This is a genomic window from Luteimonas flava, from assembly GCF_036584485.1.
GTDB lineage: Bacteria > Pseudomonadota > Gammaproteobacteria > Xanthomonadales > Xanthomonadaceae > Luteimonas > Luteimonas flava.
Window position 1 is genome coordinate 272918 of record NZ_JAZHBM010000001.1, and the last position, 24523, is coordinate 297440.

Here is a 24523-nt window from a genome sequence, read left to right on the forward strand (position 1 = left end):
CGGTCCGGCTGGTGCGGCATCAGAAGCCGATCTGCATGCTCACGTAGTACGCGCGGCCCGGCTCGTTGTAGGTCGCCGCGCCCGCGTACTGGCTGTTGGACTCGCGGAACAGACGCTTGTCGAACAGGTTGTTGACGCCGCCGCCGAGGCTGACCGTCGGCGTAATGCGGTAGCGCGCGCCGATGCCCCAGACGGTGTAGGGCTCGCGCACCTGGCGGACGGACACGCAATCCGCGCCCGCTTCGTCGCAGCGGTCGTCGTTGTTGATGTCGCGCGTCGCCGGTTCCTGACGACCGTAGAACGTGCCGGTCAGCAGCAGCGACAGCGCATCGGTGGCCTGCCAGTCAAGCGAGGTGTTGACGGTGTATTCGGGAATCACCGACAGCGGCTGGCCGGTCACCTTGTTCTCGTTCTCGATCATGTAGGTGACGTTGTTGTTCCACTTCAGCACGCGGCCGCGGTCGCCGATCAGCGGAATATTGAGGTTGCCCTCCAGGCCCGAGACCACGGCCTCGGGCGCGTTCTCCCACTGGAAGAGGCGCGCGGGGCGCACGGTCGGCGTGCCCGGCGTCTGCCCGATCGGGGTGAAGCCGGCGACCACCTTGTCCTTGTAGTCGTTGTGGAAGTAGGTCAGCGACGCGTGGTGGCCGGAGACCGGCGCCCACTCGATGCCGATTTCCTTGTTGATGCTGGTCTCGGCGTCGAGATCGGCGTTGCCGAGGATGTAGCAGCCCGAGCCGAAGCTGGGGAAGTTATCCGGGCAGCCGAAGCCCATCGTGTAGTACAGATAGTTCGGGTTTGACTGGTAGAGATTCGGCGCCTTGAACGCGCGCGCCGCGCCGCCCTTGAGCTTGAGGTCGTCGCTCAGCGCGAACTGCACGTTGAGGCTGGGGCTGGCGTTGTTGCCGAACTGGCTGTGGTGATCGAAGCGCACGCCCGGGGTCAGGATCCAGCGCTCGCCGGCATAGATGTTGTCTTCTACGAACACGGCCGAGGTCTGCGCATCGGCCTTGCCGCCACCACGGGTGGGGTCGAGGCCGGGAATGCCGCCGCCGTTGCCGCCCGACTGCGACATCGAATACGGATCTTCCAGCGCGCTGTCGCGGTGCTCGAAGCCGACCGTCCAGATGTGCTCGGTCGCGCCGAGGGTCGTCGGCAGATTCACCTCGCCGTCGATCGCGTAGTTGCGCAGGCGCGAGGTCGACGACGCGGTCGCGCTGCCGATCGTGCCTTCCGGCCCGCCGGCCAGGCCTTCGTTGAGGCGTGTGTTGTTGGTGCCTTCGAACGCCAGCGTCACGCGCGAGGACGCATCGCCCCAGCGGCCGCGATGCGTCACCGCGCCGCTGTTGCGGTACATGCGGTTTGTCTCGGCGCCCTGTTCGGCGAGTTCGGTCGTCAGCGGCGTGCCGTCGAGGCTGACCGCGCGGTCGCCGGCGTAGATGTTGCCCTGGCGGCTGGTGCCGGCCTCGAACTCGATCACATGCGCGTCGTTGATATCCCAGCGCAGCAGGGCGTTGATGTCGCGATTGCGTACGCCTTCGCGGCCCGCGGGCGGGGTGACGCCGGCATCGGTCAGGAAGTCCGCGTTGAGGTCGAGCGAGTCGGCCTCGGTCTTGTTGACGTTGCCGTAGAGGCGGAACGACAGCGCATCGGTCAACGGGCCGCTCAGGGTCACGCCGGCGCGCCGGCTGCCGCCTTCGACGCCGTGCTGTGGCACCTGGCCGTACAGGCTCAGCGAGCCGCTCAGATCGCCGGTCGGGCGCTTGGTGATGATGTTGACCACGCCGCCCGAGGCGCCGGAGCCGTACCGCGCGGCCGCGGGACCGCGCAGCACTTCGATGCGTTCGACCGCTTCGGCCGGCACCCAGTTGGTGTCGCCGCGCGTGTTGCGCTCGCCGCTGCGGCCCATGCGGATCGAATCGCGCGAGCCGACCGGCTTGCCGTCGACGAGGATCAGCGTGTTCTCCGGGCCCATGCCGCGCAGATCGATCTGGCGGTTGTTGCCGTACTGGCCCGACGAACTGTTCCCGGTGAGATTCACGCCCGGCATCGTGCGGATCAGTTCCGACAGATCGTTCGCCGGCGGGCGGCGCTCGATGTCCTCGACCGTGATCACCGAGGTCCCCAGCGCCTGGCGGGCGATGGCTTCGGCCGTGACGCGGACGGTATCGAGTTCGACGGCGTCGCGATCGGTGTCGTCGGACACGCTCTGCGCCAGGGCAGGCGCGGACAGCAGCAGGGCGATCGAGGCGGACAGGGCAGTGCGGTGCAGGCGGGCGGACGACATGCGGAAACTCCGGCGCTGGTAACTCGCCATGGCGGCGGCAGGCGGTGACGTGGAAAGGGCGTCGCTAGGCGACGTTCGCGAATAGTAAAATGAATGCGAATTATTCTCAATAACGACATTGCCGCGGAACGATGCATCCCGCGTCGCCAGAAAGGCAGTTGGTAAATGCGATCTGTTATCATTTGGGCCTTCCAGCAGGCCCGGGCCCGTCAACCGCCGGATCGCTGATCCGTTGCCCCGACGGGCCGCTGCTGGCGCCTGCGAACCGAGACCCCGATGCTCACTGCGACGACCGCGCCCCGCACCGCTTCCGCCCTGCCGGCGCTGGTGTTCACTGCCCTCGTGGGCACGATGGCGATGATGGCTTTCGTCGCGGTGGTCGGCCCGGTCGTGCGCCTGCTGGGGTTGGCCGAATGGCATGCCGGCCTGTCGGTCACCGCTGCGGGCGTGCTGTGGATGCTGTCGGCGCGACGCTGGGGCCGGCTCAGTGATCGCATCGGCCGTCGTCGCGTGCTGCTGATCGGTCTGACCGGCTACGCCGTGGTCTACATCGCGATGGCGGTGTTCGTGGACGTGGCGCTGCGGTCGCCGCCGGCGGTGCTGGTCTCGGTGGTGATGCTGGTGGGCACGCGCGCGTTGATCGGCCTGTTCTATGCGGCGATTCCGCCGACCGCCGGCGCGCTGGTCGCCGATGAAGTGGCGCCCGGTCTGCGCGGCAGTGCGATGGCCAAGCTCGGTACGGCGAATGCGCTGGGCATGGTGCTGGGCCCGGCCGCGGCCGGCTGGATCGCCTTCCACGGGATTGCGCTGGCGCTGTACATCGCCGCGGCGCTGCCGCTGCTGGCGCTCGCCGTGCTGTGGTGGCGGCTGCCCGACACGCCGCCTTCCGACAGCCTGCACCAGAAGCCGAAGACGGGCATGGCGCTGGCCGATCCACGTCTGCGCCTGCCGGTGTTCACCGTGTTCGCGGCGATGGTCTCGGTGACGATCGCCCAGGTCGTCGTCGGCTTCTTCGCGATCGACCGGCTGCAGCTGTCGCCGGCCGATGGCGCGCGCGTCGCCGGTCTGGCGCTGACGGCGGTCGGCATCGGTCTGATCCTCGCCCAGTCGCTGGTGATGCGCTTCAAGTCCGTCCCGCCGGCGCGCTGGATCGCATTCGGCGCGCTGGTCTCCGGCATCGGTTTCGCGTCTTCGGCGCTGGTGGCCGTGCAATGGCAGCTGCTGGCGGCCTATGGATTCGCCGCGTTCGGCATGGGCTTCGTGTTTCCGTCGTTCCAGGCGCTGGCGGCCGATTCGGTCGAGTCGCACGAGCAGGGCGCGGCGGCAGGCACGGTCGCGGCGGTGCAGGGCATGGGCATGGTCGCCGGCCCGCTGCTCGGCACGCTGCTGTATCGCTGGTCGCCGTCGGCACCGTATCTGTTCGTCGGCGTGGTGCTGGCCGTGCTCTCGCTGGTCGCCACCCTGCACGCGAGGCGGCCCGCATGAGCGCGACCCGCGCCCTCGACGCGCGCGATCCGAATGGCGACGTCGCCAGCCTGTTCCGGCTGCACGCGCCGGACCGGCGTCTGGCGACGGACGGCATCCGCACGCGTCTGCCGGCCGGTCCGGCGGCCACGCTCGGCGAACGCGTCGCCACGTTCTTCGCCACGCCGCGCAGCGGGCCGGAGCTGCTGGTCGGCGCGCTGCCGTTCGATCCGCACCAGGACGACGCGCTGTATCAGCCCGAGCGCTTCTCCACGCCCGGTACCGGCAGCCTGCCGACGACGCTCGGCCCGCTGTTCGCTGCGGCGGAACTGCCGCCTGCGGCCGATTACGCCGACGCGGTCGCGCGCTGCATCGCCGTGCTGCGCGATGCGCCCGCGGGCGAGGACGCGCTGCGCAAGGTCGTGCTCGCGCGCGGCCTGCGTGTGGAAGCTGCGGCGCCGATCGATCCGCACGTGCTCGCGGTCAAGCTCGGCAGCGATGCCAGCGTGACCACCTATGTCGTGCCGCTGCCGGTTGCGCCGGGCGAAGCGCCCGCCTGGCTGGTCGGCGCGACGCCGGAGCTGCTGGTGTCGCGGCGTGGCCGCGCGGTGGTCTCGCATCCGCTGGCCGGTTCTGCGCGTCGCGTCGGCAACGAGGCCGAGGACCGCCGCCGCACCGATGCGTTGCTGGCCTCGGACAAGGATCTGCACGAACACCGGTTCGTCGTCGAGGCGATCCTCGACGGCCTCGCGCCGCTGTGCAGCCAGTTGCAGGCGCCACCGCGACCGTCGCTGCATGCGACCGCGACGATGTGGCATCTCGCCACGCGCATCACCGGCACGCTGAAGACCGACGACATCTCGTCGGCAATGCTCGCCGGCGTGCTGCATCCCACGCCCGCGGTCTGCGGCACGCCGCGTCTGCCGGCGCTGCAGGCGATCCGCGATCTCGAACCCTTCGACCGCGGCTTCTACGCCGGCGCGGTCGGCTGGACCGATGCATCCGGCGACGGCGACTGGTACGTGGCGATCCGCTGTGCGCGCGTGCAGGGCCACGCGATGCATCTGTTCGCCGGGGCCGGTATCGTGGCCGATTCGCAGCCCGCGCTCGAGGTCGACGAGACCGCGGCGAAGTTCATGGCCCTGCGCAACGCGCTCGGCATCGACGACGCCCGCGCGGCCTGAAGACACACCAGGACCCCTGTTCCGCATGACCGATGCATCCCGACACACCGTGCCGCTGCGGCAGACGTGGCCCGACGATTTCGTCGCGCGCTATCGCGCTGCCGGCCACTGGCGCGGCGAGACCTTCCCCGGCTTCCTGCGCGAGCGCGCGGCGCGCATCGCAGACAGCGTTGCCGTCGTCGGCGGCGACACGCGCTGGACCTATGCGCAGCTGGGGGCGGAGGCCGAACGCATCGCCGCGGGTCTGCTCGCGAGCGGTCTCGCGCCCGGCGACCGCGTCGTCGTGCAGCTGGGCAATATTCCCGAATTCATTGCCGTGGTCTGTGCGCTGTTCCGCGCGCAGCTGGTGCCGGTGTACGCCTTGCCCGCGCACCGGCTGACCGAGGTCGCGCACTTCGCGCGCAAGTCGGAAGCCGGCGCCTACATCTGCGCGGAGCGCTACGAGACCTTCGATTACCGCACGCTCGCCCGCGAACTGCAGACCGAGGTGCCGGCAGTGCGGCAGGTCTTCGTCGTCGGCGATGCTGCGGAGTTCGTGTCCATCGAATCACTCGACGACGCGCGCGACGCGTTGCCGGGCGATCCAGATCCGCAGTCGGTTGCGTTCCTGCAGATATCCGGCGGCAGCACCGGCCTGTCGAAGCTGATCCCGCGCACGCACGACGATTACATCTACAGCTTCCGCGCGAGCAACGCGTTGTGCGGTATCGATGCGGACAGCGTCTACATGGTCGCGCTGCCGGCCGCGCACAATTTCCCGATGAGCTCGCCCGGTTTCTTCGGCGCGCTGTACGCCGGCGCGCGCGTGGTGCTGAGTCCCGGCCCGGGTCCCGATGCCGCGTTCCCGCTGATCGCGCGCGAGCGCGTGACCTGCGTCGGCCTCGTGCCGCCGCTCGCGCTGCTCTGGGCCGATGCCGCGGGCAAGACCCCGCACGATCTGTCGAGCCTGCAGGTGCTGCAGGTCGGCGGCGCCAAGCTGGTGCCGGAGGCCGCGCGCCGCGTGGTCGCGGGCCTGGGCTGCACGCTGCAGCAGGTGTTCGGCATGGCCGAGGGGCTCGTGAACTACACGCGCCTTGACGATGCCGATGAGCTCGTGCGGACCACGCAGGGCCGGCCGATCAGCGACGACGATGAAGTTCTCGTGGTCGACGATCACGGCGCGCCGGTCGCCGAAGGCGAAATCGGCCATCTGCTGACGCGTGGCCCGTACACGATCCGCGGCTATCACAACGACGACGCGGCGAATGCGCGCTCGTTCACCGACGACGGCTTCTACCGCACCGGCGACATGGTGCAGCGCCTGCCGAGCGGCCATCTGATCGTGCAGGGCCGGGCGACCGACCACATCAACCGCGCCGGCGAAAAGATCTCGGCCGAAGAAATCGAAGACCATCTGCTCGCGCATCCGCAGGTGTTCGATGCAGCGGTGGTGTCGATTCCCGACGAATTCCTCGGTGAGCGCAGCTGCGCGTTCGTGATTCCCGGCGATACGAAGCCGCGCCCGGCCGAGCTCAAGGCCTGGGTGCGCGGCCGCGGGCTCGCGGCCTTCAAGGTGCCGGACCAGATCGTGTTCGTCGACGCGTTCGGCACCACGGCGGTCGGCAAGATCAGCCGCCGCGAACTGCGTGCGCAGCTGCGCGCGCGTTTCCTCGACGAGCAGAAGGATGCCGGCTGATGGGCCTGCCGAAGATCACGCCGTACCCGCTGCCCACTGCCGCCGAACTGCCGGCCGCGCGCGGCCAGTGGACGCCCGAAGCCTCCCGCGCCGCGTTGCTCGTCCACGACATGCAGCGATACTTCCTCGCCGCATTCGCGCAGGACGACGCACCGCTGGCGCCTGCCGTGCAGAACCTCGCGCGCCTGCTCGCGCATTGCCGCAGCCAGGGCATCCCGGTGTTCTACACCGCGCAGCGCGGCAATCAGGACCGGCGCGATCGTGGCCTGCAGGCCGATCTCTGGGGCCCGGGCATGCAGGCGAGTGCCGAGCACGAGGCCATCATCGACGCACTGGCGCCCGCCGACGGCGAACACGTGCTGGTCAAGCATCGCTACAGCGCCTTCCAGCGCAGCAACCTCGACACTCTGATGCGCGCGCGCGGTCGCGATCAGCTGCTGATCACCGGCGTCTATGCGCACATCGGCGTGCTGTCGACTGCGACCGACGCCTTCCAGCGCGACATCGAGACCTTCGTCGTGGCCGACGCGGTCGCCGATTTCTCGCGCGCCGACCACGACCTCGCGCTGCACTGGATCGCGCGCACCTGCGGCGTGCCGCTGACCACCGACCGACTTCTGGAGATGCTGCAGTGACTGTGGACCGCACCGGACCGTTGACCCTCGAGCGCATGCGCGCCGATGTCGCCAAACTCGTCGGCGAAGCGCCCGAAGACGTGCGCGACGACGACAACCTGATGGACCTCGGTCTCGATTCGATGCGCGTGCTGGGCCTGGTCATGGCCTGGGGCGAACACGGGCTTGTGCTGGAGTTCTCGCATCTCGCCGAGCACACCACGCTCGCCGGCTGGTGGCAGGTCGTGCAGGACCTGCAGCGCGACACGCCCGCCGCCGGATGACCGCGACTGCGTCCCGCGTCGAAGCCGAGGCCGTCGCGTCGGGCACGGGCTGGCCGCTGACCGAAGCGCAGGCCGGCCTCTGGTATGCGCAGCGGCTGGCGCCGGACAATCCGGCATTCAACACCGCGCACGCCTTGTGGATCGACGGCGCGCTGGACGTCGAGGCCTTCGTGCGCGCGGCGAACCAGGCCGCCGACGAGGCGCCGGCGCTGGCGCTGCGTATGCGCGAGACGGGCGACGGTCCGATCCAGTGGATCGACGCGAGTCACGTGCCGCATCTGGACATCGTCGATCTGTCGGCCGAACCGGCGCCGGATGACGCCGCGCGTGCGGCGATGACGCGCGATCGGCTGTCGCCGGTCGATCCCGCGCGCGATCGTCTCGCGCTGCAGCGGCTGTACCTGCTGGGCGGCGACCGCTGCGTCTGGTACCTGCGCGTGCATCATCTCGCGACCGACGGCTACGGCATGGCGCTGCTGACCGAGCGCGCCTGCGCGCTGTATGCCGACGCATCTGCCGGTGCGGCATTCGCGCCACTCGATGGCGTGCTGTCGGAGGACGCGAACTATCGCGCGTCGGACAAGCGCACGACCGATGCGGCGTACTGGCAGGAGACGCTGGCCGGCATGCCGGCGGCGTCGGGGCTCGGCGGCGGTTTCGCCCATGCCGCGCCCGATTGCCTGCGTCACGTCGAAGCGCTCGACGCGGACTTCCGCGACGGCCTCGCACGCGCGGCCACCGCGCTCGGCCAGCCCTGGCCGGACGTGCTGACCGCACTCACCGCCGCCTACTGCCAGCGCTTCGGCGGGCAGGGCGAAGCGGTCGTCGGTGTGCCCTTCATGGGCCGGCTCGGCAGTGCGTCCGCGCGCGTGCCGGCGATGGTCATGAACGTGTTGCCGCTGCGGATGCCCGCTCTGCCGGATGCGAGCGTTGCGGAATTCATGCAGACGATGATCCGTGCGCTGCTGCGCGGCCGCCGGCATGGTCGCTATCGCGGCGAGCAGTTACGACGCGATCTCGGCCTGATCGGCGGGCAGCGCCGACTGCATGGCCCGCTGATCAATGTGCAACCGTTCTATCGCCCGACACTGCTGGCCAGCACGCGCGCGTTGATGGAAATCCTCGGCACCGGACCGGTCGACGACATCACGCTCGGCTTCCGCGGCGACGGCGTGCAGGCGCTCGATCTCGAGATCGAGGCCAATCCCGAGCTCTACACGCCAGCCGATGTCGTGGCGCACGCGACGCGTCTGCGCACCTTCCTCGCTGCCTCGTTCGCGCTTGCGGCGCAGCCGGATGCGCGGCTCGACGACGTGCCGCTGGCGACACCGGCCGAAGCCGCACGCACGCTGTTCGACTTCAACGCCACCGCGCATCCCGTGCCCGACACGAGCCTGGTCGCGTTGATCGAAGCGTCGATGGCGGGCACGCCCGATGCGCCGGCACTGGTGTTCGGCGGCGAGACGCTGACCTACCGCGCACTCGACACGCGCAGCCGCGCACTCGCGCAGGCGCTCCACGCGCGTGGTGCAGGCGCCGACACGGTTGTCGCCGTCGCATTACCGCGTTCGATCGAACTCGTCGTCGCACTGGTCGCCGTGTTGCGCGCCGGCGCGGCGTATCTGCCGATGGATCTTGCGCATCCGCTGGAACGGCGCGCGCGCATCCTGCGATCGGCGCAGCCGCTCGCACTGCTCGCGAACGCAGACGACGGGATCGACTGGCCGGATGACGCGCTGCGTTTCGCGCCGTCCGAGTGGCCGCAGCGTGCGGACGACGGCGCGCTGCCGTCCGTGGAGCCGCAGCATGCGGCTTACGTCATCTACACCTCCGGCTCGACCGGCGAGCCCAAGGGCGTCGTCGTCGCGCATCGCGCGATCGTCAATCGCCTCGAATGGATGCGCACGCATTACGGCATCGACGCGAGTGATCGCATCCTGCAGAAAACGCCGGCCACGTTCGACGTCTCGGTCTGGGAGTTCTTCCTGCCGTTGCTGGCCGGCGCCACGCTGGTGGTCGCACCGCCGGACGCACACCGCGACCCGGTCGCGATCGCGCGGCTGATCCGCGAGGCCGGCATCACCACGCTGCATTTCGTGCCCTCGATGCTGGCCGCGTTCCTCAGCGCGCCGGAAGCGCGCGGGCTGTCGACGCGTCGCGTCTTCGTCAGCGGCGAAGCGCTGGATGCCGATCTGCGCGACCGTTTCCATGCGACGCTCGAGTCGGAACTGCACAACCTCTACGGGCCGACCGAAGCTGCGGTCGACGTCAGTTTCTGGCCTGCCAATGCGGATGACACTTCGCGCCCGGTGCCGATCGGCTTTCCGGTCTGGAACACGCGGCTGTACGTACTCGATGCGCGCATGCGCGCGTTGCCGCCGGGTGTCGTCGGCGATCTGTACCTCGGCGGCGTGCAGCTCGCGCGCGGCTATCTGGGGCGCGACGATCTGACCGCCGAACGCTTCCTCGCCGATCCGCATCTGCCGGGCGAGCGCATCTACCGCACCGGCGACCTCGCACGCTGGCGTGAGGATGGCGCGGTCGAGTTTCTCGGCCGCAGCGACCACCAGGTCAAGCTGCGTGGCCTGCGGATCGAACTGGGCGAAATCGAAGCCGCCATCGTCGCCAGCGGGCTCGCGTCGCAGGCGGCTGTGATCGTGCGCGAGGACCGCGTCGGCGACCGGCGTCTGGTCGGTTATCTGCAGCCGACGTCCGACTTCGACGCTGCGTCTCTGCGCACGTTCGTCGCGATCCAGCTGCCGGATTACATGGTGCCGTCGGCATTCGTCGCGCTCGTCGACTGGCCGGTGACCGCGAACGGCAAGCTCGACCGCGACGCCTTGCCGGCACCCGCGTTCGAGGCAGGCGTGTTCGTCGCGCCCCGCACGCCGACCGAATCCGCGCTCGCCGCGTTGTTCGCCGACGCCCTTGGCATGGACCGCGTCGGCGCGGACGCCGACTTCTTCGCGCTCGGCGGCGATTCGCTGCTCGCGGTGCATCTGCTGCTCGCGATCCAGCAGGCCTTCGGTCGGGATCCGGGACTCGGTGCCTTGTTCTCGACGCCGACTGTGGAAGGACTCGCCGCCGTGCTCGACGCGGGCGAGGGCGACGATCCCGATCACGGCCTGGCGCCGGTAATCGCCCTTGCGCAGGGCGAGTTCGCGCGCGCGCCGCTGTTCGTCGTGCATCCGGCCGGCGGCATCGCCTGGTGTTATCGCGACCTCGCACGCGCACTCGCACCGGCGCGCAGCGTGTATGGCCTGCAGTCGCCTGCGCTCGATTCCGCGCAGGCGCTGCCCGGCAGCATCGACGCGCTGGCGGCCGAATACGCCGACCGTGTGGCTGTCCTGCAGCCGGACGGCCCCGTGCATCTGCTCGGCTGGTCGGTCGGCGGCATCCTCGCCCAGGCGATGGCCGTGCGTCTGCGCGCGCTCGGTCGCCAAGTCGGTGTGCTGGCCCTGCTCGATGCGTATCCAGCGGAAGTCTGGCGCGCCGAGCCCGAACCCGACGCGATCGCCGCGTTGCGCGCCTTGCTCGCGATCGCAGGTTACGACCCGGATGCGTATCCCGCGCTGCGCACGCGCGAGTCGATCGTCGATTTCCTGCGTCGCGGCGACAGCGCGCTGGGCAATCTGCCGGGCGCGGTGCTCGACGGCGTCGTGCGCGCGGTGACCGATACCAACCGCCTGGTGCGGCTGCATCACCACCATCGTTTCGACGGCACGCTGCTGCACGTCCGCGCCGGCAACGACCACGCCGATCGCCCGCAGCTGCAGTCTTCGTTGTGGGCTGCGCATGCCACGCAGATCGAATCGATCGAACTGCCGTTCCTGCATGCCGAGCTGACGGGTCGGGATGCCACTGCGCGCATCGCGCCGTTCCTCGATGCGAGACTGGCGGTCTTCGACGCGCGCTAGCGAAGAACCATGCAGTTCTATCCAATTGCATGATCGTAGGATGGGTAGAGCGCAGCGAAACCCATCATCTCCTCGCCGCATCACGCGACAGTCCCGGAATCGACCACATGCAACTCACAGGCTTCGACGGAAAGATTGCCCTTGTCACCGGCGCGGCAGGTGGTATCGGCGCTGCGGTGGTGCGGCTGCTGCGGGAGAGTGGCGCGACGGTGGTGGCGACGGACCGGGAGGCGCCGGTGATGACGGCATCTTCCGAAGGCAGTGCGTCTGCTGATGCCGCCCTCACCCCAGCCCCTCTCCCGGGGGGAGAGGGGCTCGAATCTCGAGGTCGGCCGCTTTTGAGCCCCTCTCCCTCCGGGAGAGGGGTTGGGGTGAGGGAAGGGCTCGCAACCCTCCATTCCCACGCCCTCGACGTCACCGACGCGACCGCCGTCGACACACTGGTCAAAGAGATCGAAGCCGACCTCGGCCCCATCGATCTCGCCATCAACGTCGCCGGCATCCTCTCGACCGCCTCGATTCTCGACCTCACCGCCGACGAGTGGCGCCGCACCTTCGCGGTCAACACCGATGGCGTCTTCCACGTCTCCCAGGCCGTGGCCCGTGTCATGGCGCCGCGCCGTCGCGGCGCAATGGTGACTGTCAGTTCCAACGCCGCCGGCATCCCGCGCCAGAACATGGCGGCCTACGCCGCGTCGAAAGCCGCCACGACGATGTTCGTGCGCTGCCTCGGCATCGAACTCGCGCCGCTCGGCATCCGCTGCAACATCGTCGCGCCCGGTTCGACGCGCACGCCGATGCAGACCGGCATGTGGACCGATGCCGGCGGCGAGGCGCGCACCATCGCCGGCACACTCGACACCTTCAAGAGCGGTATCCCGCTCGGCAAACTCGCCGAACCCGAGGACATCGCACACGCGGTGATGTTCCTGCTGTCCGACCAGGCCGGGCACATCGCGATGAGCGATCTCTATGTCGACGGCGGCGCCACGCTGCGCGCCTGATGGACTCGTATCGGCGCATTGAAATAGCACTGACTTCTGGACACGACGGGAGACGGATATGACGACGCAAGTGCAGTCCGGCTCAGTCCTGGTGGGCGTCGGCGTGATCATCCTCCGCGACGGCAAGGTGCTGCTCGGCGAACGTGCCGGCGCGCACGGCGCCGGCACCTGGGCCTTGCCGGGCGGCCATCTGGAATTCGGCGAAACCGTCGCGGACTGCGCGCGGCGCGAGGTGCTGGAAGAGACCGGGCTGGCGATCCACGACATCGCACCCGCGCCGTACACCAGCGATGTCTTCGCCGTCGAAGGGCGCCATTACGTCACCCTGTTCGTCACCGCGCAGGCGACCGGTGAGCCCGCGGTGCTCGAACCTGCGAAATGCCTGGGCTGGGCATGGTGCCGATGGGCCGACTTCCCGAATCCATTGTTTCCGCCCTTGCAGACCTTGCGCGATTCCGGCTTCGTGCCCGCGAGCGCGGTCTGATCCTTTAGTCCGGATGCGCGCTGCGCACAGGCACGTCTTCCGCACGGCACGACCGAAGCGCGTCGCGCGGGCGCACGGCATTGGGGCATCATCCGCGCAACCACACCGGAGCCCCGCCATGCCCGCCCACGAAAAGCTCAACTACGTCGAACTTCCCGCCCGCGATCTGGATGCGACGAGGCGCTTCTTCGCCCAGGTATTCGGCTGGACCTTCGAAGACTACGGTCCGGACTACATCGCGTTCGCGAATGAAGGACTCGACGGGGGCTTCTATCGCGCGGATCTGGAGGCGCGCAGCGAGGCGGGCAGTGCACTGCTGGTGTTCTACAGCGCCCGCATCGAAGAGACGCTGGCGAAGGTCGAGGCCGCGGGCGGCACGATCCTGAAACCCGTCTTCGAGTTTCCGGGCGGTCGCCGGTTCCACTTCGCCGAGCCGAGCGGCAACGAGTTCTCGGTGTGGTCGGATCCGGTCACCTGAGCAGTTCCCGCCGCGCGCTGCACATCCCGATGCGCGGATCAAGCGGCAGGACTCACCCGCATCGATAGGGTGGTGAAAATTTGACCGCATGAAACCGGGCCGCCTGCGAGGCGGCCTCGCGATGCTTATCCACACCTTTGTCATCAGACCATCCACATCCGGTGTGGACAACGCGCGCGGGAGTGGTCGACGCGGTGCAGTCAAGCGCGGCGTCGACGCCGCATCGCCGGTCAGGCCGGCGCGCCGTCGTCCGGCTGCAGCAGCGACATCGCGACTGCGCGTCCGCTGTCGGTGAGTTGCGCGAGCGTCCGCTCGCCATCCTCGACCGTGCGCACCCAGCCCGGCCCTTGCGCATCGCCGATGCGTTCCTCGCCGAGGTAGGCGAGGGTGCGCAACAGCACGCTCATGCGGACGCCGAGCCGCTTGCACAGTCGCGGCAGCGACATGCCGTCCGGCGCTGCCGCCAGTTCGGTCAGCAGCGCCTGCAGCAGGGCTTCGTCAGCGGACAATGGTGGCCGTGATGTCGCGCTGGCGCGGCATGTGTGCGCCGACGTCGGCGACGTGCGGGGTCACGATGACCGGCACCGATTTCGAGGTCGGCGTGCGCGATTCGTCGGCGAAGCTCGACAGCGGCACCAGCGGATTGGTCTCCGGGTAGTACGCCGCCAGACAGCCGCGCGGGATGTTGTATTCGACCAGCAGGAAGCGCGGTGCCTGACGGCGCACGCCGTCCTCGCAGATGCTCTCCAGATCCACCCAGTCGCCAGCCTGCATGCCGAGCGCGGCGATGTCGTCCGCGTTCGCGAACAGCACGCGACGCTCGCCGAACACGCCGCGATAGCGGTCGTCGAGGCCGTATATCGTGGTGTTGTACTGGTCGTGCGACCGCGTGGTCGCGAGCGTGAACACCGGTTGCGTGCCGTGCATGCGGCGCGCGCGGTGGATCGGGTTGTCGGTCGGAACCGGACAGGCGAAGAACACCGCCTTGCCGGCGGGGTTGGCCCACTTGCGGTCACGCGCCGTGTTCGACAGCCGGAACCCGCCCGGCACGCGCACGCGGGTGTTGAAGTCGTGGAAGTCGTCGAAGGTCGCGGCGATCGCATCGCGGATGCGGTCGTAGTCCTCGACCATGCCCAGCCAGTCGATCTTCGAACGCGCGCCGAGCGTGGCATGCGCGAGGCGCGCGACGATCGCCGGTTCCGACAGCAGCGTGTCCGACGCCGGCGGATTGATGCCCGACGACAGGTGCACCATGCTCATCGAATCCTCGACGGTCACGCCCTGCGGGCCGGCCGCCTGGATGTCGATCTCGGTGCGGCCCAGGCACGGCAGGATCAACGCGTCCTGGCCGTGGATCAGATGGCTGCGGTTGAGCTTGGTGGTGACGTGCGCGGTGAGCGCGCAGCTGCGCAGACCGCGCGCGGTCGCATCGGAATCCGGGGTGGCGATGGCGAAGTTGCCGCCCATGCCGAAGAACACCTGGCCGCGGCCGTCGATCATCGCCTCGATCGCGCCGACGGTATCGAAGCCGTCCTCGCGCGGCGGCTCGAAGCCGAACACGTCGCGGATGCGATCGAGAAACGCGACCGGCGGCTTCTCGTAGATCATCATCGTGCGGTCGCCCTGCACGTTGCTGTGGCCGCGCACGGGGCACGCGCCGGCACCGGGACGGCCGAGGTGGCCGCGCAGCAACAGCAGATTCATCAGCACGTTGATCGTCGCGACCGAATGCTTGTGCTGGGTGATGCCCATGCCCCAGCACGCGATGACGCGCTCGCACGACAGATACAGCTCGCCGGCGCGGCGGAGCTGCGCCTCGTCGAGTCCGGATTCCTCGATGATGACGTCCCAGGATTCGGCCAGCACGTCGACGACGAAGTCCTCGAAGCCGGTCGTGTGCTCGGCGATGAACGCATGGTCGAGCAGCGACGGCCGGCCGAGCCCGGTCTCTTCGACGTCGCGTTCGAGCACGTGCTTGATCATGCCTTTCACGGCCGCGAGGTCGCCGCCGATCTTGAGCTGGAAATAATCCGACGAGATCTTCGTCGAACCGTAGGTCGCCATCTCGAGCTTGTCCTGCGGATCGGCGAAACGTTCCAGGCCGCGCTCGCGCAGCGGGTTGAACGAGACGATCTTCGCGCCGCGCTTCGCCGCCTCGCGCAGTTCGCCGAGCATGCGGGGATGGTTGGTGCCGGGATTCTGGCCGAAGATGAAGATGCCGTCGGCCAGTTCGAAATCGTGCAGCGACACCGTGCCCTTGCCGACGCCGATCTGTTTTTTGAGCGCCGTGCCGGACGACTCGTGGCACATGTTGGAGCAGTCGGGGAAGTTGTTGGTGCCGTACTCGCGCACGAACAGCTGGTACAGGAACGCGGCCTCGTTCGAGGTGCGGCCCGAGGTGTAGAAGATCGCGTTGTCGGGCGAGGGCAGGGCGTTGAGATGCGTCGCGACGAGGCCGAGCGCTTCATCCCAGGTCACCGGCACGTAATGATCGGTCGCCGCGTCGTAGCGCATCGGCGTGGTCAGGCGGCCCTGTTGTTCGAGCCAGTAATCGCTGTACTCGGCGAGCTGCGTCACCGTGTATTTGGCGAACAGCTCGGGGCCGGCGCGGAACTTGGTCGCTTCGGCGGCGACGGCCTTGGCGCCGTTCTCGCAGAACTCGAAAGTCGAGGTGTGGTCGCGGTCGGGCCAGGCGCAGCCGGGGCAGTCGAAGCCGTCGGGCTGGTTGGCCTTGAGCAGGGTCTTCGCGCCGCTGACCGCGATCTTCTGTTCGGTCAGATGCCTGGCCACGCTCTTGAGTGCGCCCCAGCCGCCGGCGGGACCGTCGTACTTGCGGATCGTGTCGTTGCTCATGGGGCAAAACTCCTGCCTGTGCGCTCGGCGACCGGCGATGTCGCCGGCGGGGGCAGCAGCCGCTGCGCGTGGGTGTACACGGCATACCCGTCGTCGCGGGCGAAACCGATCAAGGTGAGATGGGCGCGCTGCGCCAGCGAAATCGCCAGCGCGGTCGGCGCGGAAATCGCCGCCATCAATGCGATGCCGACGCTCGCCGCCTTCATCGCCATTTCGTAGCTGGCGCGACTGGTGACGACGAGAAACCCGTTTGCCGGATCGAAGTCATCCGCGTGCAGCGCGCCGATCAGTTTGTCGAGCGCGTTGTGGCGGCCGACGTCTTCGCGTGCGAGTTGCAGCGTGCCGTCGAGCGACGCCCAGCCTGCCGCATGCGTGGCGCCGGTGAGCGCGGCGATGGATTGCGCATCGCGCAGTGCGCGCAATGCCCGTGACAGTGATTCGGGTGACACACGGACATCGGTCGTGACCGGCGCCGGATAACGCAGTGCGGCTTCGAGCAACTCGCTGCCGCAGACGCCGCAGCCACTGCGTCCGCTCATGCTGCGGCGACGCAGGGCCAAAGCTTCGGCGCGCGCCTCGGGAATCCGCAGGCGGATCTCGATGCCTTCGATGAAATGCGCGACGCCTTCGATCGCCACATCGTCCGGCGCATCGACGATGCCTTCGCTGATCGCGAACCCCCGCGCGAAATCCTCGAGATCGGCGGGCGTCGCCATCATCACCGCGAACGGCACGTCGTTGTAGACGAAGGCCACCGGCACTTCTTCGGCGACGTGGTCGTCGACCTGACGCACCACGCCGTCGCGCCAGCGGTCGACCGGACGGCGCACCGCGCCGGCGGTCGTGTCGCTCTGAAGAAGATCTGTGTCGGGGGACCGTGTCATGTCGGGAGGGTACCGGCGACCGCGTGAGCGGCCGCCGGTCCGTGGCCAGGCCTCAGGCGAACAGCACCAAGGCTTTTTCCAGCGTTTTCCAGATGCCGAAGGCGAGCGGAATGCCGACTGCGGCCCAGCAGAACGCGACCAGTGCGGGGTTGCCGCCCGCGCCGATGCGATCCATCTCGTCCTGCGAGATCAGCGACTTGCCGCTGGCATCGACCTTCTCGTGCGCCAGCTGCTTCTCGTGCGCCAGCTCCTGGGGCGACATGAAGTACTTCGGGTTGACCGGCCGCACCAGCAGGTTGCAGATCAGGCCCAGCACCAGCATGCCGGCGAGGATGTACATCGTGGTGTTGTAGACCTGCGACGGCGGCATGCCGAGGCTCAGCTGATGCTCGCGCATGTAGCCGATCACCAGCGGGCCGAGGATGCCGGCGGTCGCCCATGCGGTCAGCAGGCGGCCGTGGATCGCGCCGACGTGCTGGGTGCCGAACAGGTCGGCCAGATACGCCGGCACGGTGGCGAAGCCGCCGCCGTACATCGACAGGATCACGCAGAACGCCGCGACGAACAGCGCGATCGAACCGGCGTTGCCGAGCGTCGGCGCCGAGGCGTACAGCGCGATGCCGAGCACGAAGAAGATCGAGTAGGTGACCTTGCGGCCGAACTTGTCCGACATCGACGCCCAGAAGAACCGGCCGATGATGTTGGCCAGGCTCAGCATGCCGACGAAGCCCGCGGCGATCGCGGCGATGGCCGACAGCTGCTCGGTGCTCAGGTCACCGAAGCCGACATCCAGCCCGATCAGACGGCCCCCGAACATCTCCTGCAGCATCGGCGAGGCCAGACCCAGCACGCCGATACCGGCCGACACGTTGAGGCACAGCACGCCCCAGACCAGCCAGAACTGCGGGATGCCCCAGACGCGCTTCACGTGCACATGGCCCTGGGTGATCATCGCGTTGTCCTTCGCGGGCGGCGGCGTCCAGCCCTTCGGCTTCCAGCCGGTCGGCGGCACGCGATAACCGAACGCGCCGGCCATCATGAAGACGAAGTAGGCCGCGGCCATCACCAGGAAGGTTTCCTTCACGCCGACCGAGGTCGGCGTCGCGAAGTGGCGCATCAGCATGTCGGCCAGCGGGCTGCCGATCAGCGCACCGCCGCCGAAACCCATGATCGCCATGCCGGTCGCCATGCCGCGGCGGTCCGGGAACCACTTGATCAGCGTCGACACCGGCGAGATGTAGCCCAGGCCCAGACCGATACCGCCGATCACGCCCGAACCCAGCCACAGCATCCAGATCTGATGCAGGTGCACGCCGAGCGCGGAGATCAGCAGACCGCCGCACCAGCACAGCGCGGCGACGAAACCGGCCTTGCGTGGGCCGACGCGTTCCAGCCAGCCGCCCCAGATCGCCGCCGAGCAGCCCAGCAGCACGAAGAACAGCGTGTACATCCACTGCAGTTCGCTGATCTGCCAGTCGCAGCTGGCCGAGGTGATGCGGGCGAAGAAGCCCATGTCGGCGCCGCAGGCGATGGCGGCATCGATGCCGACCGCCTTCGACAGCGGCAGCCAGAACACGCTGAAGCCGTACGCCATGCCGATGCACAGATGGATCGCCAGCGCGGCGGGCGGGACCAGCCAGCGGTTGAAACCGGGCTTGGCGATGATGCGTTCTTTCGAGAGCAGGCCGCCTTCGCGGGCGCTGCTGGCGGATGAGGGTGCTGCGGAACTGGTGGCCATGAATCCTCCCCGGGTCGATGTGCCGATCTCTGACCATCGTCGCCTGGTTATGTTCTTGGATACATATTGGCTGCGACAAATCGCCGCAACGGTACCGCCGTAATCCTTGTGCCGCCAGTTCCGATGGTCGAATATCCGGCTTTCAGGAACATATTGAACCTGCGGCCGGCGCGCACTGCGCTGCAGCAGGCACGGGGGGGGCGCGTATGTACAAGGTCCGTATCCAGCCACGCTGGGAACTGGAGAGCGCTGCCGGCGCGAAGCTGCCGTCGCATCTGGTCGAACTGCTGATCGCGGTGCGTGGAACCGGCTCGCTGGCCGCCGCAGCGCGGAAGATCGGACTGTCTTACCGATACGCCTGGGGCCAGTTGCAGGACGCGCGCGAGGTCTTCGGACAGCCGCTGCTGCGCATGACCCGCGGCCGCGGCGCGCGCCTGACCCCGATCGGCGAGCGCCTGGTCTGGGCCGACAACCGCATCGCCGCACGCCTGTCGCCGATGCTCGACAGTCTGGCCACCGAACTCGAAGCCGAACTCGAACGCACGGTCAGCGCGCATGCCACGCCGCTGCGCATCCACGCCTCGCACGGCTTCGGCGTCGAAACGCTGCGCCGCACGATGGCCGAGGCCGACCTCGCGCTGGACCTCAAATACCGCAGTCCTGACGACGCGCTGGTCGCGCTGCGCAGCGGTGCCTGCGACATCGCCGGCCTGCACCTGCCGATCGGCGATCTGGAACCGGCGCTGTTCGCGCACTATCGCGACCGCCTCGATCTCGACGCCGACCGGGTGATCCATCTGGCGATGCGGCGTCAGGGTCTGGTGCTCGCGCCAGGCAATCCGCGCGGTATCGAGACGCTGCAGGATCTCGAACGCCCCGACATCCGCATGATCCACCGCCAGCCCGGGTCGGGCACGCGCCTGCTACTGGAAGCGATGCTCGCGCGCCACGGCATCGCCTTCGACCGCATCCGCGCCTGCGATGTCGAGGAACTCACGCATGCCGCGGTGTCGGCCTACGTCGCCAGCGGTCTGGCCGACGTCGGCTTCGCCCTGGAACCACCCGCGCGCAAGTACGGACTGGATTTCTTCCCGCTGATCACCGAGCACTATTTCTTCCTGTGCCACAACGACGTGCTCGAGTCCGGGCGTCTGACCGAACTGCTGGCGCTGCTGCGCAGCGACGGCTTCCGGCGTGATCTGGGCATGCTGCCGGGGTATGACCCGAGCTATTGCGGCAAGGTGCAGACGTTGCCCGAGGCGTTCGAGGCGGCGCGGGGGTAGGGCTGTGCGCGCTTTTTCTTTTTTTTGGCTGTGCCGGACGAAGCAGAGATCTGTCCGTCATCCCGGCGAAGGCCGGGATCCATTTTGACTTTGCCATTCCGATAAAAAATCAGAATGGGCCCCAGCGTGCGCTGGGGCGACGGTGATCTGGATTCCGCCATCATTCCGACGGCTTTCAACAGACGCATGTCTGGTCAAGCCAGAAGCGTTTTTTCATCAGCGCGCAGCGCTGGTCATCCAGTGACTTGAGTTCGGCCAGTCGGTGCCTCCGGCCAGCCGGTGTTCGCACAGCGGTCGTGCAAGTCGCCGGGCCCCGGCCTGCGCCGGGGCGACGGAAAAAATGACCTGCTACCCGGGGTGACGATCGGAACTATCCAGGCGGATGAGGCGGTCGCGAAATCTACAACCCCTCCGCAGCCAACTTCGCCTTCAGCGCCGCCACCGTGTCCGCATCCCATCCGTCGGGCGCCGTCGTCGCGATCCACGCATCGACGTAATCCTCGGCCGCGAACACATGCCCGTAGCCGGTCGGTGTCGAGGTCGCGACCGCCATGTCCATGCCGAGCTGCAGGAAGGTCACCAGCGGAAACCAGTGCAGCGAATCGGACACGTCTTCGGCGCGTGGCCCGGACAGCCACGCCGGCCGGCGCAATGCCGAGCCGGCCTCGAAGAACGTGATCGGGTCGCTCGGATACTGCAGATAGACGATGCGCGTGCCGCCCCATGCCGCATCGCCCGCGGGTGCGCCGTCCTGGGTCATGAAACGCACGACCGAGCCATCGCCGTAGCGCGGTCGCCATGCCGGCGTCTGCGGGTCGCGCCCGAGCGTCGCGTGACGCCATGTGCGGCTCGGAAACGGCGGGCCGGCCCACAACGCGCCGTCGAATGGCTCGCCGAGAATGTCGAACAGATCGACCGACAGGTCGGAATTCAGCGCGCCCAGGCTCAGCCCATGCAGATACAGACGTGGGCGCTGATCGCGCGGCAGCGTGCGCCAGTGGCCATGCACCGCGGCGAACAGGGCGCGTGCCGAATCCGCGCCATAGGTCGGATCGACCATCAACGCCAGCCAGCTGGCGAGATACGAGTACTGCATCGAGACCGTGGCCACATCGCCGCGCTGCAGATATTCCATCGCCTGCTGGCTCGCGGGATCGAGCCAGCCGGTGCCGGTCGGGGTGTTGATCACCAACGCCGAACGCTCGAACGCGCCGACCCGGATCATTTCCGCCAGTGCAAGGTCCGCGCGCGCCCGGATGTCCGGCGCGGAATTGAGGCCGACGTAGATCCGCAACGGTTCCTGCGCAGGCTGTCCGGTCAGCGTTTCGATCCCGGCCTGCGTCGGGCCGGCGGCGACGGCGGCGCGGCCCATTCGACCGAGCCCCGACCAGCCGATCAGCGACGCGTCGCTGCCCGTCTTCAATGGATCGGAGGGGGGATCGAGTGCGGTATCGACGACCGAGTCGAGTTGCCGGTACGACGAATCCAGCGCACGCAGGCCGGCCTCGAACACGACGCCGTTGCCGATCGACCAGAACAGCAGGCCGGCGAGCGCGACGCTGACGATCAAGGACACGCGTCGCGGTAGATGGCGGCCGAGGCGTTGCGACAGCACGTAGACCACGCCGCCGAACACACGGCCGAGCAGCAACAGCACCAGCGCGACACCGCCCGCCACAAGACCCACGAACAGCGGCCGCGCGCTCGCGACCGCCTCCATGCCCATGCGCGCGCGGATGTCGTTCTGCCAGCCGGACGCCTGCGCGAGGAACCCGATCACCATCGCCGCGCACACGACGACCGCGAGCCCGGTCGCGATGCGTCCGATCGCCAGATCGCGCAATCGCGGCAGACCGAGAAAAATCCACAGCCAGCGCATCAACACGCCGACGCCGTAACCGGCCGCGAACGCGATGCCCGACAGCACGCCCTGCAACAGCGCGTCACGCGGAATCAGACTGGGCGTCAGCGACGCCGCGAAGCACAGCGTCCCGAGCCAGAGGCCCATGCTGCACAAGGGATCGAGCATGCGCGCGGCGGCGTGGCGGAGAGAGGCGCGTGTGGGCATGCCGCGATGATATCGCGGGTGCTTTGATCACCTGGGTCACGCTCACGGCCAAGAACGCCGCAAGGCGTTCGAGTGTCGCTACCGATTTTCAGGCGTCAGCGAATCCTACGACCCGTCATCCCAGCGAAGGCTGGGATCCATTTTTGATTCTGCTTGGGATCCATTTTGATTCTGCTGTCGTGCAGAGAAATCAAGATGGGCCCCAGCGTGACCAGACGTGCGTCTGTTGAGAGCCGCTGGGGCGACGATCCCAAGGTGCGTCGGGTCGACGCTGGAGTGCGTCGATTGCGGCGCCGCAGATGCGGATTGCATCGAACGTCCGCGTCACCGCATTCCAGGCGCAAAGTCGCTGGGCCCCGGCCTGCGCCGGGGCGACGTCACGTTGCAATCAGCGGATCGACAGCCAATCGCTTACTCGATCGTCTCGTCCAGCATCAGCTGACGCGCGAAGCGCACCGGCGGGGCGCCCTGGGCCAGCATGTCGTCGTGGTACCGCTTGAGGTTGAACGCCTCGCCGGCCTTGGCTTCGGCGGCCTTGCGCGCATCGAAATGTTCCTGCGCGCCGACGAAGTACGTCGCGAGCTGGGTCGACGAGAGCTGGGCGCGGATCCACTTGCCTTCGGCTTCGCTGGTCTGCTGGAAGGTCTGGCGGACCATCAGGTCCATTGCCTGTTCCTTGGTCCAATTGTCGACGTGGATGCCCTGGTCGAGGATCGCGTTGGCCACTGCGCGCGCGTAGAACTTCAGCTGCATCAGGCGGAACAGCGGATCGTTGTCGGCGTAACCGGCGTCGGCCATCATCCGCTCGGTGTAGACCGCCCAGCCTTCGGCGAACGGGCCCGAGCGGAACACTGCGCGCAGCGTCGACGGGTGGTTCACCGAGTGCGCGCCTTCGAGGTAATGACCGGGCATCGCTTCGTGGATCGTCAGCACGTGGATCATGTGCTTGTTGTATTCGCGCAGGAACGAATCGACCTGGCCGTCGTCCCAGTCGTCCGGGATCGGCGAGATCGCGTAGTAGGTGTCCAGGCCCTTGTCGAGCGGGCCGGGCGAATCGCAGTAGGCGACCGCGACGCCGCGCTGGAATTCCGGCATCAGGATGATCTTGACCGGATCGTCCGGCACCGTGACCAGATCGTGCTGGCGGGTGAATTCGGTCGCGACGTCCAGCGTGTGCTTGGCGAAATCGACGACTTCATTGCGGCCCGGCTTGTCGGCATAGGCGACTTCCATCGCCGCTTCGATCGCCGCCTGGCGCTGGTCCTCGCTCGGCTGCACCGGCGTCTCCGGTGCGCCTTCGCGATCCTTGAGCACGGCCTGGGCGACGACGTACATCTCGTCGCGGATGCGCACCAGTTCGGCTTCGGCGCGCTGACGGATGTCCTGGCGGCTGAGCGAGGAATTGAGCGCGAACTTGAGCTTCTGGTCGTAGATCTCGGCGCCGACGCGGAACTCGCCTTTGGCGTTCGGCACCAGCGTGCCGTCGAGCCAGGTCTGGTGTTCGTCGACGGCGGCGCGCAGCGTTTCCACCGCGGCATCGAGACGCGTGCGGTCCTCGCCCTGCAGCTGGTCGGCGTTGGGCGTGATGAAGGTGTCGATCAGCGACAGCACGCCCTTGTTCTGCGCGGCGACGGTGCGCGCGTGCGTCGCGGGCACGCGCGCCGGGTCGAGGTTCTCACGCGCCTGGGCGAGGATCGCCGGGATCTTCTCCATGCGCGCGGTCGCCGACTTCAGGCGCTCGGGCATCGGTGCGAATTCGCGCGCCATCAGGTTGTAGATCGCGCCACCGGCCAGGCCGCTGTACATCTGCGGATCCCAGGCCCAGCTCTGCAGCGTCTCGGTATCCCAGATGCCGTATTCGAGGGTGTTCTTCAGAATCAGCGCATCGACATGGTTGTCGCGCGAGAGCTGAGCGAAATCGATCGCCTCGAGTTCGGTCAGATAACGGCGGTTGAAGTCGAGACCCGCCTGGCGACCGGCCGCGGAGAGATCGTCGACCTCCGAATCGAAGCGGTGGTCGCCGATCTGCGTGGCCGAGATCGGCGAGAACTTCATGCCTTCGTCGAGATAGCGCTTCGACAGTTCGGCGAACGCGGCGTCGGCCTGCGACGGTGCGGTGGCGGCCGCGCCGTCCTGCGCGGTGGCGGGCGTGGTCGGCGCCTCACGGTTGCAGCCGGCGAGGGCGGCGGTGAGCACGGCGACGGCGAGCAGGGAACGACGCATGCGGCGGTTTTCCGGAAGTTGGGACAGCGCGCAAGCATAGAGGCGCGCCGGGAGCGGCGCATGTGCCGATGGTGGCGGGAAGC

General features: G+C 68.4%; 17 protein-coding genes. 10 read left to right on the plus strand and 7 right to left on the minus strand.

All coding sequences use genetic code 11. The features are described from left to right. Positions 1-19: 19 nt before the first annotated feature. A complete protein-coding gene (locus tag V3391_RS01295) occupies positions 20-2287 on the minus strand; it encodes a TonB-dependent siderophore receptor (RefSeq protein ID WP_332076620.1) in 2268 nt (755 codons plus the stop codon). 276 nt (positions 2288-2563) lie between these two features. Here V3391_RS01295 and V3391_RS01300 point away from each other — a divergent pair, with 276 nt between their 5' ends. The 9 genes from V3391_RS01300 (at position 2564) to V3391_RS01340 (ending at position 13391) form a co-directional block, all read left to right on the plus strand. Beyond that, positions 2564-3772 carry an MFS transporter gene (locus V3391_RS01300; RefSeq protein ID WP_332076621.1) on the plus strand — a complete coding sequence of 403 codons (1209 nt, stop codon included), beginning with the start codon at positions 2564-2566 and terminating at the stop codon, positions 3770-3772. Next, complete coding sequence (locus tag V3391_RS01305) at positions 3769-4935, plus strand: isochorismate synthase (protein ID WP_332076622.1); 1167 nt, start codon at positions 3769-3771, stop codon at positions 4933-4935. The genes V3391_RS01300 and V3391_RS01305 overlap by 4 nt, the downstream gene beginning before the upstream one ends. Positions 4936-4960: 25 nt before the next feature. Further along, complete coding sequence (locus V3391_RS01310; protein WP_332076623.1) at positions 4961-6610, plus strand: (2,3-dihydroxybenzoyl)adenylate synthase; 1650 nt, start codon at positions 4961-4963, stop codon at positions 6608-6610. Continuing rightward, positions 6610-7245 carry an isochorismatase family protein gene (locus V3391_RS01315; RefSeq protein WP_332076624.1) on the plus strand — a complete coding sequence of 212 codons (636 nt, stop codon included), beginning with the start codon at positions 6610-6612 and terminating at the stop codon, positions 7243-7245. Before V3391_RS01310 ends, V3391_RS01315 begins: the two co-directional genes overlap by 1 nt. A gap of 35 nt (positions 7246-7280) precedes the next feature. Beyond that, positions 7281-7508, plus strand: a complete 228-nt coding sequence (locus V3391_RS01320) for a phosphopantetheine-binding protein (protein WP_332077683.1) — start codon at positions 7281-7283, stop codon at positions 7506-7508. Continuing rightward, positions 7505-11425 (plus strand): amino acid adenylation domain-containing protein, encoded by a 3921-nt coding sequence (locus V3391_RS01325; RefSeq protein ID WP_332076625.1) that lies wholly within the window; start codon positions 7505-7507, stop codon positions 11423-11425. The genes V3391_RS01320 and V3391_RS01325 overlap by 4 nt, the downstream gene beginning before the upstream one ends. A 107-nt stretch (positions 11426-11532) precedes the next feature. Beyond that, on the plus strand, positions 11533-12429 hold the full coding sequence (locus tag V3391_RS01330) for a 2,3-dihydro-2,3-dihydroxybenzoate dehydrogenase (RefSeq protein WP_332076626.1): 897 nt from the start codon (positions 11533-11535) through the stop codon (positions 12427-12429). A gap of 58 nt (positions 12430-12487) precedes the next feature. Beyond that, the gene (locus V3391_RS01335; RefSeq protein ID WP_332076627.1) at positions 12488-12913 is read left to right on the plus strand and encodes a nucleotide triphosphate diphosphatase NUDT15; all 426 of its coding nucleotides are present in this window, start codon (positions 12488-12490) and stop codon (positions 12911-12913) included. A gap of 118 nt (positions 12914-13031) precedes the next feature. Further along, positions 13032-13391, plus strand: coding sequence for a VOC family protein (locus V3391_RS01340; RefSeq protein ID WP_332076628.1), 360 nt, complete (start codon positions 13032-13034; stop codon positions 13389-13391). Between the two features lie 230 nt (positions 13392-13621). On the opposite strand, the gene V3391_RS01345 is transcribed toward V3391_RS01340, so the two are convergent. Genes V3391_RS01345 through V3391_RS01360 form a run of 4 tightly spaced genes read right to left on the minus strand, consistent with a single transcriptional unit; the run spans position 13622 to position 18866 of the window. After that, positions 13622-13900 carry a hypothetical protein gene (locus tag V3391_RS01345; protein WP_332076629.1) on the minus strand — a complete coding sequence of 93 codons (279 nt, stop codon included), beginning with the start codon at positions 13898-13900 and terminating at the stop codon, positions 13622-13624. Then, positions 13890-16244, minus strand: coding sequence for an FdhF/YdeP family oxidoreductase (locus tag V3391_RS01350; protein WP_332076630.1), 2355 nt, complete (start codon positions 16242-16244; stop codon positions 13890-13892). The genes V3391_RS01345 and V3391_RS01350 overlap by 11 nt, the downstream gene beginning before the upstream one ends. After that, positions 16241-17128, minus strand: coding sequence for a formate dehydrogenase accessory sulfurtransferase FdhD (fdhD, locus tag V3391_RS01355; RefSeq protein WP_332076631.1), 888 nt, complete (start codon positions 17126-17128; stop codon positions 16241-16243). Before fdhD ends, V3391_RS01350 begins: the two co-directional genes overlap by 4 nt. 52 nt (positions 17129-17180) lie before the next feature. Further along, a complete protein-coding gene (locus V3391_RS01360; protein ID WP_332076632.1) occupies positions 17181-18866 on the minus strand; it encodes an OFA family MFS transporter in 1686 nt (561 codons plus the stop codon). Positions 18867-19072: 206 nt separating this feature from the next. Here V3391_RS01360 and V3391_RS01365 point away from each other — a divergent pair, with 206 nt between their 5' ends. Continuing rightward, complete coding sequence (locus tag V3391_RS01365) at positions 19073-20149, plus strand: substrate-binding domain-containing protein (RefSeq protein WP_332076633.1); 1077 nt, start codon at positions 19073-19075, stop codon at positions 20147-20149. A 400-nt stretch (positions 20150-20549) separates the two neighbouring features. On the opposite strand, the gene V3391_RS01370 is transcribed toward V3391_RS01365, so the two are convergent. After that, positions 20550-22217, minus strand: coding sequence for an alpha/beta hydrolase (locus V3391_RS01370; RefSeq protein ID WP_332076634.1), 1668 nt, complete (start codon positions 22215-22217; stop codon positions 20550-20552). Between the two features lie 411 nt (positions 22218-22628). Continuing rightward, on the minus strand, positions 22629-24440 hold the full coding sequence (locus V3391_RS01375) for a DUF885 domain-containing protein (RefSeq protein WP_332076635.1): 1812 nt from the start codon (positions 24438-24440) through the stop codon (positions 22629-22631). Between the last annotated feature and the right edge of the window lie 83 nt (positions 24441-24523).

What these genes read in the sequence shown, in the direction of transcription:
- V3391_RS01335 (WP_332076627.1), top strand. Translation starts at nt 12,488, where the DNA reads ATGACGACGCAAGTGCAGTCCGGCTCAGTCCTGGTGGGCGTCGGCGTG.
- V3391_RS01365 (WP_332076633.1), top strand. Translation starts at nt 19,073, where the DNA reads ATGTACAAGGTCCGTATCCAGCCACGCTGGGAACTGGAGAGCGCTGCC.
- V3391_RS01300 (WP_332076621.1), top strand. Translation starts at nt 2,564, where the DNA reads ATGCTCACTGCGACGACCGCGCCCCGCACCGCTTCCGCCCTGCCGGCG.
- V3391_RS01360 (WP_332076632.1), bottom strand. Translation starts at nt 18,866, where the DNA reads ATGGCCACCAGTTCCGCAGCACCCTCATCCGCCAGCAGCGCCCGCGAA.
- V3391_RS01310 (WP_332076623.1), top strand. Translation starts at nt 4,961, where the DNA reads ATGACCGATGCATCCCGACACACCGTGCCGCTGCGGCAGACGTGGCCC.
- V3391_RS01350 (WP_332076630.1), bottom strand. Translation starts at nt 16,244, where the DNA reads ATGAGCAACGACACGATCCGCAAGTACGACGGTCCCGCCGGCGGCTGG.
- V3391_RS01305 (WP_332076622.1), top strand. Translation starts at nt 3,769, where the DNA reads ATGAGCGCGACCCGCGCCCTCGACGCGCGCGATCCGAATGGCGACGTC.
- V3391_RS01370 (WP_332076634.1), bottom strand. Translation starts at nt 22,217, where the DNA reads ATGCCCACACGCGCCTCTCTCCGCCACGCCGCCGCGCGCATGCTCGAT.
- V3391_RS01295 (WP_332076620.1), bottom strand. Translation starts at nt 2,287, where the DNA reads ATGTCGTCCGCCCGCCTGCACCGCACTGCCCTGTCCGCCTCGATCGCC.
- V3391_RS01330 (WP_332076626.1), top strand. Translation starts at nt 11,533, where the DNA reads ATGCAACTCACAGGCTTCGACGGAAAGATTGCCCTTGTCACCGGCGCG.
- V3391_RS01375 (WP_332076635.1), bottom strand. Translation starts at nt 24,440, where the DNA reads ATGCGTCGTTCCCTGCTCGCCGTCGCCGTGCTCACCGCCGCCCTCGCC.
- V3391_RS01320 (WP_332077683.1), top strand. Translation starts at nt 7,281, where the DNA reads ATGCGCGCCGATGTCGCCAAACTCGTCGGCGAAGCGCCCGAAGACGTG.
- V3391_RS01340 (WP_332076628.1), top strand. Translation starts at nt 13,032, where the DNA reads ATGCCCGCCCACGAAAAGCTCAACTACGTCGAACTTCCCGCCCGCGAT.
- fdhD (WP_332076631.1), bottom strand. Translation starts at nt 17,128, where the DNA reads ATGACACGGTCCCCCGACACAGATCTTCTTCAGAGCGACACGACCGCC.
- V3391_RS01325 (WP_332076625.1), top strand. Translation starts at nt 7,505, where the DNA reads ATGACCGCGACTGCGTCCCGCGTCGAAGCCGAGGCCGTCGCGTCGGGC.
- V3391_RS01315 (WP_332076624.1), top strand. Translation starts at nt 6,610, where the DNA reads ATGGGCCTGCCGAAGATCACGCCGTACCCGCTGCCCACTGCCGCCGAA.